General features: G+C 68.2%; 13 protein-coding genes. 5 read left to right on the top strand and 8 right to left on the bottom strand.

Features of this window, described 5'->3' with window-relative positions; all coding sequences use genetic code 11:
• The first annotated feature begins 32 nt into the window (after nt 1-32).
• From nth to ACSFA7_RS05360, 3 genes are all read left to right on the top strand, one after another.
• The gene (nth, locus tag ACSFA7_RS05370) at nt 33-680 is read left to right on the top strand and encodes an endonuclease III (RefSeq protein ID WP_435498421.1); all 648 of its coding nucleotides are present in this window, start codon (nt 33-35) and stop codon (nt 678-680) included.
• Nucleotides 681-690: 10 nt separating this feature from the next.
• Entirely contained in the window at nt 691-1,539 is an 849-nt protein-coding gene (locus ACSFA7_RS05365) for an Ivy family c-type lysozyme inhibitor (RefSeq protein WP_435498420.1), read from the top strand.
• A 114-nt stretch (nt 1,540-1,653) separates the two neighbouring features.
• On the top strand, nt 1,654-2,568 hold the full coding sequence (locus tag ACSFA7_RS05360) for a hypothetical protein (RefSeq protein WP_435498419.1): 915 nt from the start codon (nt 1,654-1,656) through the stop codon (nt 2,566-2,568).
• Here ACSFA7_RS05360 and ACSFA7_RS05355 read toward each other — a convergent pair whose 3' ends face one another.
• The 4 genes from ACSFA7_RS05355 to ACSFA7_RS05340 are packed head-to-tail and all read right to left on the bottom strand — an operon-like array spanning nt 2,569 to nt 6,426.
• On the bottom strand, nt 2,569-3,132 hold the full coding sequence (locus ACSFA7_RS05355) for a histidine phosphatase family protein (protein WP_435498418.1): 564 nt from the start codon (nt 3,130-3,132) through the stop codon (nt 2,569-2,571).
• Nucleotides 3,129-3,923, bottom strand: a complete 795-nt coding sequence (locus ACSFA7_RS05350; RefSeq protein WP_435498417.1) for an adenosylcobinamide-GDP ribazoletransferase — start codon at nt 3,921-3,923, stop codon at nt 3,129-3,131. Before ACSFA7_RS05350 ends, ACSFA7_RS05355 begins: the two co-directional genes overlap by 4 nt.
• A gap of 5 nt (nt 3,924-3,928) precedes the next feature.
• Nucleotides 3,929-4,969 (bottom strand): nicotinate-nucleotide--dimethylbenzimidazole phosphoribosyltransferase, encoded by a 1,041-nt coding sequence (gene cobT / locus ACSFA7_RS05345; RefSeq protein ID WP_435498416.1) that lies wholly within the window; start codon nt 4,967-4,969, stop codon nt 3,929-3,931.
• Entirely contained in the window at nt 4,966-6,426 is a 1,461-nt protein-coding gene (locus tag ACSFA7_RS05340) for a cobyric acid synthase (RefSeq protein ID WP_435498415.1), read from the bottom strand. Before ACSFA7_RS05340 ends, cobT begins: the two co-directional genes overlap by 4 nt.
• A 155-nt stretch (nt 6,427-6,581) precedes the next feature.
• Between ACSFA7_RS05340 and ACSFA7_RS05335 the strand changes: the two genes are divergently transcribed.
• The gene (locus tag ACSFA7_RS05335) at nt 6,582-6,815 is read left to right on the top strand and encodes a hypothetical protein (protein ID WP_435498414.1); all 234 of its coding nucleotides are present in this window, start codon (nt 6,582-6,584) and stop codon (nt 6,813-6,815) included.
• On the opposite strand, the gene ACSFA7_RS05330 is transcribed toward ACSFA7_RS05335, so the two are convergent.
• The 4 genes from ACSFA7_RS05330 to ACSFA7_RS05315 form a co-directional block, all read right to left on the bottom strand.
• A complete protein-coding gene (locus ACSFA7_RS05330) occupies nt 6,784-8,256 on the bottom strand; it encodes an efflux transporter outer membrane subunit (protein ID WP_435498413.1) in 1,473 nt (490 codons plus the stop codon). The two genes, ACSFA7_RS05335 and ACSFA7_RS05330, sit on opposite strands and share 32 nt — an antisense overlap.
• 30 nt (nt 8,257-8,286) lie before the next feature.
• Nucleotides 8,287-11,571, bottom strand: coding sequence for an efflux RND transporter permease subunit (locus ACSFA7_RS05325; RefSeq protein ID WP_435498412.1), 3,285 nt, complete (start codon nt 11,569-11,571; stop codon nt 8,287-8,289).
• A 40-nt stretch (nt 11,572-11,611) separates the two neighbouring features.
• Nucleotides 11,612-12,868, bottom strand: a complete 1,257-nt coding sequence (locus ACSFA7_RS05320) for an efflux RND transporter periplasmic adaptor subunit (RefSeq protein WP_435498411.1) — start codon at nt 12,866-12,868, stop codon at nt 11,612-11,614.
• Nucleotides 12,869-13,019: 151 nt separating this feature from the next.
• Nucleotides 13,020-13,898 (bottom strand): alpha/beta hydrolase, encoded by an 879-nt coding sequence (locus ACSFA7_RS05315; RefSeq protein ID WP_435498410.1) that lies wholly within the window; start codon nt 13,896-13,898, stop codon nt 13,020-13,022.
• A gap of 191 nt (nt 13,899-14,089) precedes the next feature.
• On the opposite strand from ACSFA7_RS05315, the gene ACSFA7_RS05310 reads away from it, so the two are divergent.
• Nucleotides 14,090-15,004 carry a LysR family transcriptional regulator gene (locus ACSFA7_RS05310; protein WP_206178989.1) on the top strand — a complete coding sequence of 305 codons (915 nt, stop codon included), beginning with the start codon at nt 14,090-14,092 and terminating at the stop codon, nt 15,002-15,004.
• Nucleotides 15,005-15,054: the final 50 nt, after the last annotated feature.

Here is a 15,054-nt window from a genome sequence, read left to right as displayed (position 1 = left end):
CCCGGGCAGACGCGTGCGGCGCCCCCAGCCCCATGAAAAAAGACAACATCCCCCTCTTCTTCGCCATCCTGCAGGCGGCCAACCCCACGCCCGAGACCGAACTCGAATACGACACTCCCTTCGAGCTGCTGGCGGCCGTGCTGCTCTCGGCGCAGGCCACCGATGTGGGCGTGAACAAGGCCACGCGAAAGCTCTTCCCGGTGGCCAACACGCCGCAGGCGATCCTCGACCTGGGCGTCGAGGGCCTGGAGAGCTACATCAAGACCATCGGGCTCTACCGCAGCAAGGCCAAGCACCTGATCGAGGCCTGCCGCATGCTGGTGGAACTGCACGGCGGCGAGGTGCCCAGGACCCGTGCGGAGCTCGAAGCCTTGCCCGGCGTCGGCCGCAAGACGGCCAACGTGGTGCTCAACGTGGCTTTCGGCGAACCGACCATGGCGGTCGATACGCACATCTTCCGCGTGGGCAACCGCACCGGCCTTGCGCCGGGCAAGACGCCGCTGGAGGTGGAACTCAAGCTCGAGAAGCGCGTCCCACCGGAGTACCGTCTGCATGCGCACCACTGGCTCATCCTGCACGGCCGCTACATCTGCGTGGCGCGCAAGCCGCGCTGCTGGGAATGCGCAGTGGCTCCGTACTGCGATTTCAAACCCAAGACACCGGCCCCGAAAACCGCCTGACAACATCCGAATGACGACCTCGAAGAATCACGGCACCCTCCTCGCCGCCGCCCTGCTCTCGGCAACCGCTTTCCTGCCGGCCGCGGCCTGGTCGCAGCAAGGTGGCAAGGGCCTGTCGCCCGACACCATGGCAGCCTACGGTGGCCGCTGGTCGACCTCGTGCGCCGATGCGTCCGCGCCCACGCTGCAGGTGCGCGAAGGCCGTCTGATCGTTGAAAGCGGCAAGCGCCGTGTGGTCGGCGAAGAGCCCGATGCGGCTCACAGCTTCTTCGGCAACAGCCAGCCCCCGGCGCGCTTCGACGTCGCGCTGATGAGCTATGTCGACAAGGCCGGCGCCCTGACCTTGCTCGTCTTCCGCGAAGCGCGCGGGCAGTACATCACGCTGGATGCCGCGAAGCCGGTGGCGGGGCAACTGGGCCCCGAGTTGATGAAGCTGCGCTACTGGCGATGCGACGGCTCCGCGCGCGCCAAGCTGCCGCCCGTGGAACCGGCAGCAACGAAACCACCGCCTCCTGCCACAGGCAGCCCCGCTGCCCTCGCAAAAGGCCCCGCGATGCAGAAAGCCTGGCGCGCCGCACTGGGCACCAAGGAAAACGACCGCTGGCTGGTGCGCCGCGAAGGCCCGGCGCCCGAGCCGCAATGGGTCACGGTGGACGGCACGCGCTATGTGCTGCACGCCTTCTGCAAGCCGCACGACTGCTTCGACAACAACGCCGTCGCGCTCTACGACCAGGGCTCGGGCCGCATCTACGGGCTGGTGCAGCGCAACGGCAAGAACACCCTCGTGGGCGCGCCGCCGCAGGCGCTGGCGCCGCAGCTGGACAAGCTCTGGCGCGAACAGTGGCGGCAGAAGAACTGAGAAGGCCCGGCCGCCCCCCAACGCACTACGCCATCTACAACCAACGATGGATGTGCAACCGCCGGCAGAGGCAGACACTGCAAGCCACCACCGCCCGTGGAGGAGGCAGACGCCATGGCACTCACGCCCGAGCAGCAACAGGACATCCGCGAGGAGGAGTACTTCCGAATGGAAGTGCGCAAATCCCTCGCCACACCGGCGAGGCCGCCCACGCTGATGGACCGCCTCTCGGCCTTCGGAGATTCCAAGGTCGGCTTCTGGCTTTTGACGACGGTGCTGGCGGGCATCGTCGCCACGGGGTTCACCAAGCTGCAGCGCTACCTCGACCAGGAAGACATCGCCCGCCGCGAGCTCGCCGAACGCAGCCGCCGCGATGCGGACATGCTGCTCAAGCTCGGCCCCTTGCTCACCTCCGACAAGCGCCCGCAGGTGGACATGGCGATCGTGCTGCTCAACAGCCTCTCGGCCGGCGACGGGATCGACAAGCAGGTGTCGGGGCAGATCGTCGCGCTGTTCCGCAGCACCGCCGAGGCCGGCAACCGGCCCAACGCCACGCCGGAAGAGCGCGTGGCCAGCCAGGCGATCTACACCTTCTTCGACAAGGCGGGTCTCTCCGCCATGCAAGCCTGGGGAACGCCGGCCGCGGCGAGCGTCGCCGCCGAGCCGGCACCGGCAGCTGCCACGCCCAGCCTCGTGGCGGCTGCGCTGGACAACACCTCGCTGCCGATCCGCATCTACCTGCAGGTCGGCGACCGCGCCGACTGGCCGGCCGCGACCAAGGCCTCCGAAGGATTGCGACAGGCCGGGATGATCGTGCCCGGCATCGAGTTGGTGCCGGCGCAGAACACGCCCAAACAGAACAGCGTGCGCTACTGCAAGGACAAGGTGTCGCCCGCAGCGCTGGAGCGGGTGCGGACGGCGACGGCCAGCCAGGTGCTTCCGTCACCCTCGATGACCGAGCTGCCGCCCAAGCTCTGCGGCAACGTGCGCTTCAACCACTTCGAGCTCTGGTTCGCGCGGGGAGCGTGATCAGCCAGCCGAAGGATGTTCGAAGGTCAGCCAGCCACCGAATGCGAGCTCGCCGGCGGGCCAGTCGGCGGCGGTTGCGGGGCAACGAATGCCGCGCTGCAGGAGCGTCACGGCACGCAGCACGCCGGCATGGGTGACCCAGAGTGCATCGCCCTCGCCTGAGCGCCATTCGTCGTGGGCTTCGGCCGCACGCTGCATGAAGGCGCGCACGCTCTCGCCGTTCGCACCGGCGATGCCATCCGCGAAATTGCCTGTCCAAGTCTCGAACTCCTCGCGCCCGATGGCGGACCATGGCCGTCCTTCCCACGCGCCGAAGCTCATCTCCGCCAGACGGGCATCGTGCTGCACGGCCAGATCCGGGCGCAGTGCCGCGATGGCGCCGGCCAATGCGGCGCAGCGCCGCAGCGGCGAACTGCGCAGTGCGATGCCGACGGGCAGCAAGGGCGCGATGCGTTGCGCGGCGGCCAGCGTGGCCTCGGCTTCCGCTTCGAGGTCGGTGGCGCCGTAGCAGAGGCCGGGCTCCGCGATCACGGGCGCATGGCGCAGGAGCCAGAGTTTTCTCATGCCTGCCAGGCCAGCGCGAGATAGACCGCCAGTTCGCAGACCTGCTGGGTCGCGCCCAAGCCGTCGCCGGTGAAACCCTGCAGGCGCCGCAGGAAAAGACGCGCCATCCAGCCCGCGGCCACGACGACGGCCAGTAGGGCAGCGACGACATGCACGACGTCATGCGCACACAGCAGCAGCGCCACGGCGGGCACCGACCACAGCACCGCGACGACCAATGCCCCGCCACTGATCGCATCGGCCAGCGGCTTCGCCTTGCTCGCCCCGCTGTCGCCCACGTAGGGCAGCCAGCGGATCAGGAACAGCGGCGCGAGCCGCGATAGCACATGAGCGCCGACGATCGCCACGGCCACCGTCTCCAGCCCGCGCCCGGCCAATGTGGCGAGCAGCGCGAACTTGAGACCGAGCGCCAGCACCAGCGCCACCGCACCGAAGGCGCCGACGCGCGAGTCCTTCATGATCTCCAGCGCGCGGTCGCGGTTGGCCGAGCCGCCCAGGCCATCGGCCACGTCGGCGAGGCCGTCTTCATGGAAGGCACCGGTCAACATCACGGTGGCGACGGTGCTCAGCACCGCCGCAGCGAAGGCGCCCGCCACGCTCTGCAATCCAACGCCCACGGCCACGAAGACCAGTGCAGCCACGCCGCCCACCAGCCATCCGATGCCCGGCAGATGCGCCGCGCTCGCGCGCAGCATCTGCGGGCTGAACCCGACCCACGCCGCGAGCGAACCTGTCACCGGCACTCGGGTGAAGAACTGCAGCGCGAGCAGGAAATGGCGAACGCCGTTCATCAGGCTCAGTTTTCCTTGCGCGACACGCCCGCCGCCTCGAAGCTGGCCATCTCGCGCAGGATGCGGCAGGCCGATTCGAGCAGCGGCCAAGCCAGTGCACCGCCTGAGCCTTCGCCCAGGCGAAGGTCCAGGTTCAGCAGGGGCTCGAGACCGAGGTGCTTCAGCAGCAGCGCATGACCCGGCTCCGCCGAGCTGTGCGCGGCGACGCAGCGCTGCGTCACATGCGGCTGCAGCGCCTGCGCGACCAGCACCGCGGCGCTCGCGATGAAGCCGTCGACCACGATCACGCGACGTTCTTCCGCCGCCTGCAGCACCGCGCCGACCAGCGTGGCGACCTCGAAACCGCCGAATGCGGCCAGCGCATCGAGCGGTTCTTTCGCAGTCGAATGCAATGCGAGCACTTCGCGCAGCACATCCCGCTTGCGTGCCAGCCCCGCCGCGTCGAGACCGGTGCCCGCGCCGGTGCAGGCGCCGATGTCCAGCCCGGCGAGCCGAGCGAGCAACAACGCAGCCAACGAGCTGTTGCCGATGCCCATCTCGCCCAGCAGCAAGGCATTGCCGGGCAGCGCGCGCACCACCTCGCGGCCGTTGGCGATGGCTTGTGCGCATTGCTCGGCGGTCATCGCGGGGCCGGCCGACGCATCCGCCGTCCCGGCAGCGATCCGCCGCGACACCAGCCCCGCGCGAGGCTGAAAGTCCCGCCGCACGCCGCAATCGACCACCGTCAGCGCAAGCCCGTGCTGTCGCGCGAGCACACTGACCGCCGCCCCGCCGGCAAGAAAGTTCTCGACCATCTGCCAGGTCACGTCGCTCGGAAAGGCCGAGACGCCGCGCGCCGCCAGCCCGTGGTCTCCAGCGCAGACCAGCATCTGCGGCGCTTCGAGCACTGGCGTTTCGCTGCCCAGGATCGTGCCGATCCGCAAGGCCAGCGTTTCGAGCTTGCCGAGCGCGCCAAGCGGCTTGGTCTTGTTGTCGATCGTGCTTTGCAGGCGAGCCGCGAGTGCTGCGTCGGTGATGTCGGAGATGGAGGGAATGGTGTCGTTCATGCAATGAGGCCGGCAAGAACGCCGGCGTCGAAATGGGTGTCGATGAAATCGGCCAGGCCGTCGAAGGTGCTGTCGAGCGTGGGCGCCGCGGCGCCGAACAGCGCATGCAGCACCGCGGCATCCTCGAACAGCCCGTGAAGGTACAGCCCGAGCACGTTGCCGCGCGCGTTCTGCCAGGCCAGCCCCTCGGGCATCACGGCTTGGCCGTCCTGCGCCATCTGGGGGTGGGCGGCGGTCTGGCCGTGGTGAATCTCGTAGCCGGCCATCGGTACATCCGACAGTGCGGCCCAGTCGCCGGCCAGCGTGCCGAAGGTGGCCACGCGGTGGCGCACGGTCTTCTCGCGTTCGAACACGGTCACCAACGGCAGTAGGCCGAGGCCGGGCGCATTGCCGTCGATGCCATGCGGATCGACCAGCGCTTCGCCCAGCATCTGCAGCCCGCCGCAGATGCCCAGCACCACGCCGCCACGGGCTGCATGGGCGGCCACGGCGCTGTCGAGCCCCTGTGCGCGCAGCCAGGCCAGGTCGCCGCTCGTGTGCTTGGAGCCGGGAAGCACGATCCAGTCGGCGCCGGCCACGTCGGCGGGCGAGCGCGCCCAGACCAGCCGCACACCGGGCACATTCTTGAGCGACTGGAATTCGTCGAGGTTGCTGATGCGCGGATAGGCGACGACGGCCACGGTCGCGGTCACCTTGCCGCTCGCGCGGCTGCGGTCGTCGAACACGCCGTCTTCTTCCGGCAGTCCGTGCTGCCACCACATCGGCAGCGTCGCGACCGTGGGCACGCCGGTCAGCGCCTGCAGTTTTTCGGGCGCGGGCGACAGCAACGAGGCATCGCCACGGAATTTGTTCAACACGAAGCCGTGCAGCAGCGCGCGGTCGGCCTCGGGCATCAGCGCCCAGGTGCCGTAGAGGTGGGCGAACGCGCCGCCCCGGTCGATGTCGGTCGCGAGAAGGCAGCGGGCCTCGGCATGCCGGGCCACGCGCAGGTTGACGATGTCGCTCGCCATCAGGTTGATCTCGGCCGGCGAGCCCGCGCCTTCGATCACCACCACGTCGTTCTCGGCGCGCAGTTCGTCGAGCGCCTGCGCGATCTGCGGCCACACGCGTTCGCTACGGCCGCGCCAGGGCAAGGCCGAGAGCGCCTCGCTCACCTGCCCCATCAGGACGACCTGGCTGTGGGTGTCGCGCTCGGGCTTGAGCAGCAGCGGATTCATCCGCACATCGGGCACGGCATTCGCGGCCAGGGCCTGGAAGTACTGGGCGCTGCCGATCTCGCCGCCATCGACCACGCGGGCGTTATTGCTCATGTTCTGCGCCTTGAAGGGCGCCACTTTCAGCCCCTGCCGCGCGTACCAGCGGCACAGCGCCGTGGCCAGCCAACTCTTGCCGGCTCCGCTGGTGGTGCCCAGGACCATGACGCAGCGCGCCGGCCCATTTTTCGCCGTTGAACTCATGGGCCGGATTGTCGTTGAGCGCCGGCGTGCCCCGAATCGGGCGGCCGAAATGCGGCATCTTTCACGCCGACCACCGCAAGCGCCGTTGCTTTTTGAATCCTGGGTGGCCGTTTGTCCGTATACAAGACATCTCAATGCCTTGCGACCACGGACCCATGCCTGCCCTCAACGACCTGGCGCTCACTGTCGAGGAACGCGAGCCGGGCCAGTTCTACTGGACCCTGCTCGAAGCCCTCGACAACAGCGGCCATTCAGACCTTCACGACACCCTCGACTACCGGGTGTTCCGCTCGGCCGCGAAGCCGCAGGCCAGCTACTCCAACGCCCTGGCCATGGGCGTCGCGGAGCTCCAGAAGATCAGCGCGTCGCCACCTTCTGCGCCGCCGTAGCCGAAGCGGTCGCCGCCGGCACTTCCCACGTACCGCCGATCGCGCGGATCAGGCCCACCGCGGCCTGGTACTGCGCCGACTTCACCTGCAGCGCCTGGCGCCGGTTGCGCAGTTCGCTGCGGCGTGCATCGAGCAGGTCGAGCTGGCTGATGTAGCCATTGCGATAGCGCGTGTCCGACAGGCTCGTCGCCCGTTGGGCCGAGGACACCGCCTTGGCCTGCACCACCGACTGCTCCTGCAGGATGCGGATCGCGGCCAGCTGGTCTTCGACCTCCTGGAACGCCACCAGCACCTGCGTGCGATAGCTGGCGATCGCGCCATCGAGCTGGGCATTGGCGCCCTGCACGCCAGCTTCGCGGCGGCCGCCGTCGAAGATCGGCAGAGACAGCAGCGCACCGACGCCCCATGAACGGGCCGACCACTTGAAGAGGTCGCCGATCTCGGGCGAGGCGTAGCCGGCGGCGCCGGTCAGCGAGATGTCCGGGAACCACGCGGCCTGCGCCACGCCCACGCGGGCCTGCGCCGCGAGCACCGCGTTCTGCGCGGCCGACACGTCGGGCCGGCGCGTGAGCACGGTGCCCGGCACGCCCGGCGGAATAGCCGGCAGCGCGGTCGCCCATTCGTCGGTGCGCACGCCGAAGCTGGAGGCCGAATCGCCGACCAGCACCGCGAGCGCGTGCTCGACCTGGGCACGTTGGCGGTCGAGCGCCAGCGCATCCGATTCGGTGGACGACACCTCGGTCTGCACACGCGCCACGTCGAGCTCGGCGATGTCGCCGGCGGCCTGGCGGCGCTGCGTGAGGCGCAGCGTGTCGCTGTAGGCCTCGACGGTCTCGCGCATCAGGGCGCGTTCGGCGTCGAGCGCGCGCAGCTGCAGATAGGTCTGCGCCACTTCGGCCTGCACCGCGAGGCGCGTGCTTTGCAGCAGGCCTTCGCGACCGACCGCGTCGAGCTTGGCCGCGTTGCTGGCGCCCGAGAGGCGGCCGAACAGATCGACCTCATAAGAGAAGGTGGCGCCGATGTTGGTCATCGTGCCCGGCCTGACGCTGGCCGAAGCCTTGTCCAGGCCCGCGCCTCGGTTGGCGCCTGCGCCCAGGCCGATCTGCGGCAGCCGGTCGGCGTTGGCACTGCGCGCCAGCGCGCGGGCCTCGGCCAGACGCGCCGCGGCGCCCTGGATGTTGTTGTTGTTGACGTCGGCCTTCTCGACCAGCGCATTGAGCACCGGGTCGTTGAACGCCAGCCACCAGGCGCCGCGTGCCTGGGCTTCCGAAGGCAGTGCCTTCGTGAAGCCGGCGGGCGGCGTGGCGCCCTGCTCCTTGAACTGCGCCGTGGTCTGGATTTCCGGCACGCCCGAGGGCACGGTGGCGCAGCCGGCCAGCGCCAGGGCTGCCACCAACGGCAACAGTGCGTTGCGGACCAAAGGTTGGAATGCGAATTTCATGATGAACTTTCTTCTGGATCGGCGATGCGATCAGTCATGCGACTCGTGCGAGGGACGCGGCGAGGCCGGCACGGGGTGCAGCCCGCCACCACCGGAACCACCGTGCGACGACGGCGCCGGAGCGGCCGGGTGGCCCGCCGAGACGAACTCCTCGCCATGCGGCACTTCGCCATGCAGCTTGAGCGGCTTGTTGCCCGCCAGGCGACGCAGCAGCACATAGAACACCGGCGTCAGGAACAGGCCGAAGGCCGTCACGCCGATCATCCCGGCGAACACCGCCACGCCCATGGCCTTGCGCATCTCCGAGCCCGCGCCGGTCGAGAGCACAAGGGGCAGCACACCCATCACGAAGGCCAGCGAGGTCATCAGGATCGGGCGCAGGCGCAGGCGGCTCGCTTCGATCGCAGCCTGGATGGGCGTGCGTCCGGCGAACTCCAGCTCCCGTGCGAACTCCACGATCAGAATCGCGTTCTTCGCACTCAGCCCCACCAGCACGATCAGTCCGATCTGCGTGAAGACGTTGTTGTCACCCCCCGATATCCATACGCCCGCCATCGCGGCCATGATGCCCATCGGCACGATCAGGATGATCGCGATCGGCAGCGTCAGGCTCTCGTACTGGGCAGCCAGCACCAGGAACACCAGCAGGATGGCCAGCGGGAACACCAGGAAGGCGGAGTTGCCGGCCAGGATTTCCTGGTAGGTCAGCTCGGTCCACTCGAAGCTCACGCCCTTGGGCAGCGTCTCGGCCGCGATCTTGGTGATCACGTCCTGCGCCTGGCCCGACGAGTAGCCGGGGGCCGGGCCGCCGTTGATGTCGGCCGCGAGGTAGCCGTTGTAGCGCATGGCGCGTTCCGGACCGAAGGTCGAGTTGACCTTCATCAGCGCGGCCAGCGGCACCATTTCGCCACTCGTCGAACGCACCTTCAACAGGCCCACGTCTTCGGCACGGGCGCGGTAAGGCGCATCGGCCTGGACGCGCACGGAGTACGTGCGGCCGAACTTGTTGAAGTCGTTGGCGTACAGGCTACCCAGGTAGATCTGCATCGTGTCGAAGATGTCCGTCACCGGCACGCCGAGCTGGCGGGCCTTGGTGCGGTCGATGTCCGCGTACAGCTGCGGCACGTTGACCTGCCAGCTCGTGAACATGCCCGTCAGCTCGGGCGCGGCCTGCGCCTTGGCCATGAAGGCCTTCACTGCCTGGTCCATCTGGTCGTAGCCGACCGAGGCGCGGTCTTCGATCTGCAGCTTGAAGCCGCCCGTGGTGCCCAGGCCCGCCACCGGTGGCGGCGGGAACATCACGATGAACGCGTCCTGGATGCTCGAGAAAGCGCCGTTGAGCTGGCCGGCCACCGCACCGCCGCTCTGGTCGGGGCGCTTGCGCTGGTCGAAGGGCTTGAGCGTGGCGAACACGATGCCCGAGTTGGAGCTGTTGGTGAAGCCGTTGATCGACAGGCCCGGGAAGGCGATGGCGTCTTCCACGTTCGGGTTCTTCTTCATGATCTCGCCCATGCGCTGGATCACTTCGTCGGTGCGGTCGAGCGTGGCGCCGTCGGGCAGTTGCGCAAAACCGATCAGGTATTGCTTGTCCTGCGCCGGCACGAAGCCGCCGGGCACCGCCTTGAAGAGGCCGAAGGTCACCGCGATCAGCGCGACGTAGATCGCCAGCATCAGCGCCTTGCGCGAGATGACGTTCTTCACGCCGCCGCTGTAGGCCTCCGAACCGCGATGGAAGAGGCGGTTGAAGCCGCGGAAGAGCCAGCCGAAGGCCTTGTCCATGCCGCGCGTCAATGCGTCCTTGGGCTGGTCATGGCCGCGCAGCAGCAATGCAGCAAGAGCCGGCGACAGCGTCAGCGAATTGATCGCCGAGATCACCGTCGAGATCGCGATGGTCACCGCGAACTGGCGATAGAACTGGCCCGTGAGGCCGCTGATGAAAGCAAGCGGAACGAACACGGCCACCAGCACCAGCGCGATCGCGATGATGGGCCCGGACACTTCGCGCATCGCTCGGTACGTCGCCTCACGCGGCGTCAATCCGGCTTCGATGTTCCGCTCGACGTTTTCCACCACCACGATGGCGTCGTCCACCACGATGCCGATGGCCAGCACCAGCCCGAACAGGCTCAGCGCATTGATCGAGAAACCGAGGATGTGCAGCACCGCGAAGGTACCGATCACCGACACCGGCACGGCCAGCAGCGGAATGATCGAGGCGCGCCAGGTCTGCAGGAACAGGATCACCACCAGCACCACCAGCGCGATGGCTTCGAGCAGCGTGTGGATCACCGATTCGATCGACGCACGCACGAACTGCGTCGGGTCGTAGGCGATGCGGTACTCCAGGCCTTCCGGCATGTTCTTGTTGAGCTCTTCCATCGTCTTGCGGACGTTGGCCGAGATGTCGAGCGCATTGGAGCCCGGTGCCTGGAACACGCCCATGCCGACGGCCGGGTCGTTGTTCAGCAGCGAACGCAGCGAGTAGTCGGCGGCGCCCATCTCCAGGCGGCCGATATCTCGCAGGCGGGTCACGGCGCCGTCGGTGCCGCTCTTGACGATGATGTCGCCGAACTCTTCTTCGCTCTGCAGGCGCCCTTGCGCATTGATGGAGAGCTGCATGTCCACGCCCGAGAGGCCCGGCGAAGCGCCGACCACGCCGGCCGCGGCCTGTACGTTCTGGCCGCGGATCGCTGCCACCACGTCGCTCGCCGAGAGGCCGCGCTGGGCAACCTTCTGCGGGTCGAGCCAGACGCGCATCGAGTAGTCGCCGCCGCCGAAGATCTGCACCTGGCCCACGCCTTCGATGCGCGCAAGCGGATCCTTGACGTTCAGCACCGCGTAGTTGCGCAGGTAGTTGATGTCGTAGCGGTTGTTCGGCGACACGAGGTGGACCACCATCGTGAGGTCGGGTGCGCTCTTGACGGTCGTGATGCCCAGGCGCCGCACTTCCTCGGGCAGGCGCGGCTCGGCTTGCGAGACGCGGTTCTGCACGAGCTGCTGTGCCTTGTCGGGATCGGTGCCGAGGCGGAAGGTGACGGTGAGCGTGAGCACGCCGTCGGTCGTTGCTTGGCTGCCCATGTAGAGCATGCCTTCGACGCCGTTGATCTGCTCTTCCAGCGGCGTGGCCACGGTTTCGGCGATCACCTTGGGGTTGGCGCCCGGGTACTGGGCGCGCACCACCACCGAAGGCGGCGCGACTTCCGGGTACTCCGAGATCGGCAGCCCGCGCAGCGCGATCAGGCCGGCTATCAGCATCAATAGCGACAGCACGCCGGCAAAGATCGGCCGGTCGATGAAGAATTTAGAGAGATTCATGTTGGTTCTCCGGTGAGCGCTGGTGCGCTCCCCTCCGGTTTCAGGACTTCGCGGCCTCGGCCACGCGTTCCGGTTGTTGTTGCTTGGCGGCGTCGGCCTTGGCATCCATGGTCACTTGCTGCGGCACCACCAGCGCACCCGGGCGGATGTGCTGCAGGCCGTTGACCACGACGCGATCGCCGGCCTTCAGGCCCTTGCTCACGACACGCAGGCCGTTGATGGATGCGCCGAGCGCCACCTCGCGGTAGACCGCCTTGTTGTCTTCACCCACGACCATCACGAACTTCTTGTTCTGGTCGGTGCCGATGGCGCGTTCGCTCACCAGCAGTGCGGTGTCGTTGCGGGCCTGGCCCATGCGGATGCGGGCGAACTGGCCGGGAATGAGCGCGCCGTCCTTGTTGTCGAACGAGGCGCGCACGCGCACCGTGCCGCTGCGGGCATCGACCTGGTTGTCGATCAGCTGCAGCTTGCCGGTGAAGGGCGTGCCGTCCAGGCCCGCAGTGCCCATCTGCACGGGGATCGTGTCGATCTGGCCGCGCGCACCGGCGTTGGCCGGCAGGTCCTTCAAGGCGCGGGTGATGACCTGCTCGTCGGCATCGAAGCTCGCGTAGATCGGGCTCACCGACACCAGCGTGGTCAGCACCGGCGCGCCGGGGCCCGCGGCGACGAGGTTGCCCACCGTCACTTCGAGCTTGCCGATGCGGCCGGACACCGGCGCCCGCACCTGGGTGTAGCCCAGGCTCAGGCGTGCGGTCTGCAGCGAGGCCTGCGCGGCGCGCAGGTTGGCTTCGGCTTCGCGGCCGGCGTTCACGCGTTCGTCGAGTTCACGCTGGGCGATGGCCTGCTCGTCCCAAAGGCGCTTGGCGCGTTCCTGCTCGCTGCGGCTGAACGCCTGGCGGGCTTGTGCCGAGGCGACCTGCGCTTCGGCGCGTTCCACTTCGGCGGCATACGGTGCCGGGTCGATGGTGATCAGCAGGTCGCCCTGCTTGACCAGCGCGCCTTCGCGGAAGTGCACCGCCTGCACGGCGCCCGCCACGCGGGATCGCACATCGACGCGTTCGACCGCTTCGAGGCGGCCCGAGAACTCGTCCCACGCATTGATCTCGCTCGATGCGACGGTCGCGACCGACACCGGGGTGCCCTGTTGCGCAGCCACTGGCGCAGTGGCCTCGGCCTTGAAGCTGTACATGCCCACCACCGCGGCGGCCACCGCCAGCAGTGCGGTCAGGCCGGTTACGGCGGGCCACAGTCCCTTGCGGGCGGCGGAAGAGAGCTTTTGTTGATCGTTGTTCGACATGATGTTTCGTCCTTCTCGATGACTTTTTGGGATGCAACAGGCCACCCCGGTGCTTTTGGCACCAGGAGGCGGATTTCGGGGAAAAGAGGGGCCGGACGCCCGCCTCAGAGGAGGCGGCGGCTGTCAGTGGGCGGTGCTGACTCTTGCGGGTCTAGCTGGGCTCGGGCGCCGCGGGAGGCGGCGGCGTCGTGGCGCTGAAGAACTCGCGAAAGTGCTGCTGCACGTTGGCCGCGCAGTCTCGACAACCCTCGTTGTCGGGGTCGTACAGCGCCTTGGGCCAGTTCGCCGCGCCGGGCAGCACGCTGCTGGTGACCTCGATGCCGGCCGCGCGCAAACGGCCCGCGAAGGTCATGGCTTCGTCGCGCATCGCGTCGTCCTGCCCCACCAGCACCAGCGCGGGTGCCAGGGCAGAGAGGCGCAGCGATCCGCTCGGCACCGCATAGGGGTGCGTCGCGTTCGAGGGGCAGCTCAAATACTTTTCCCAGCCGCTGGCCCAGCGGCATTCGGGCGCATCGTTGGTCGCCTTGCGCAGCGACGCGGTGCCTGCGCACGGATCGAGCATCGGCGACAGCAGGATCTGGCCTGCCAGCGGCGGATGGGCCCGGTCGCGAGCGATCAGCGCGACCGCCGCAGCCAGGTTGCCACCGGCTTCCTCACCGGCCAGATAAACCAGAGCGCCCTTGCCACCCAGCTTGGTGCGTTGCTTGTAGAGCCATTCGAGGGCGGCATAACCGACTTCGATGGGCTCGGGGAACGGCACCAGCGGGTAGGCCAGCGAAACCACCACGGCGCCCGAGCCGGCCAGGAGCCGTGCCACGTTGCGCCCGTTGTCCAGGCCGCCGCACACGAAGGTGCCGCCATGGAAATGCAGCACCAGGGGCGCGGTGTCGCTCTTGGCGCGCTGTCCGTAGACACGCGCGGCCACCGGTTCGCGACCGGGCAGCTCGATCAGCAGATCGGCTTCCACGCCTTGCACCGCGGCGGCAGCAGCGGCAGCTTCGGCAGAACGGGACGATGGAACGGGTGACATGGACGACCTCAGGGTGATGGGCGATGGTTGAAATATAAGGCGCCGTGTGTGACATGAAACAGGCAAGCTGACCCCACTCTGTTTCCAAACGGCTAACAATCCGTATGCCACAGGGGGTTGAACGCCTTGTGTGAGAATCCGCCTCCCTCCGGCGTGGGCCGGCCCCCTCAACAGGCATTCACAGGCATTCAATGGATCAGATCCAGGCAATGCGGATCTTTGTCCGCGTGGTGGAAGCCGGCACATTCACCCGTGCCGCCGATTCACTCGCCCTGCCCAAAGGCACGGTCACCAAGCAGATCCAGGCGCTGGAATCGCGCCTGCGCGTCAAGCTCCTGAACCGCACCACGCGCCGCGTGACGGTCACGCCCGACGGTGCCGCCTACTTCGAGCGCGCCGCCCGCCTCCTGAACGACTTCGACGACATGGAGGCCAGCATGACCAATGCGCAGGCCAGCCCCACGGGGCGGCTGCGCATCGACGTCGGGACTTCGGTGGCCCGGCAGATCATCCTGCCCAACCTGGCCAGCTTCTGCGACCGCTACCCTGACATCCAGGTCGACCTGGGCGTGAGCGACCGCACGGTCGACCTGATCAGCGACAACGTCGACTGCGTGATCCGCGCGGGCGAACTCAGCGACCAGTCGCTCGTGGCCCGCCGCATCGGCACGCTGCATTTCGTGACGGTGGCCTCGCCTGCCTACATCAAGCGCTATGGCGCACCGCAGCATCCGAACGACATCGAGAAGCGCCACACGGTAGTGAGCTATTTCTCGGGCACCACGCGGCGCATCTATCCGCACGAGTTCCACAAGGGCGACGAGCGCATCGAGCTGAACGGGCCGTACCGGGTGTCGGTGAACGAGAGCAATGCGCACATCGCTGCCGTCCTCGGGGGCTTCGGCATTTCGCAGTGCATCACCTTCATGGCCGAGCCGCACCTGGAAAGCGGCGAGCTGATCGAGGTGCTGCCCGACTGGAGCCGCGACCCGTTGCCGATCCATGTGGTCTATCCGCCGAACCGCCACCTGAGCGCGAAGGTGCGGGCGTTCGTGGATTGGGCGGCCGAGCTGTTCGCCAAGAACCCGAGGCTGCAGCGGCGCTGAGCAACGGCAGATTGGCCGGCTGCCCGCTGACGGGCGAACGCCCTCAATCG

It is taken from the genome of Variovorax trehalosi (assembly GCF_051216415.1).
Taxonomy (GTDB): Bacteria; Pseudomonadota; Gammaproteobacteria; order Burkholderiales; family Burkholderiaceae_C; genus Variovorax.
The sequence above is the reverse complement of the archived record's forward strand: the minus strand, read 5'-3'. Positions and strand labels throughout refer to the sequence as shown.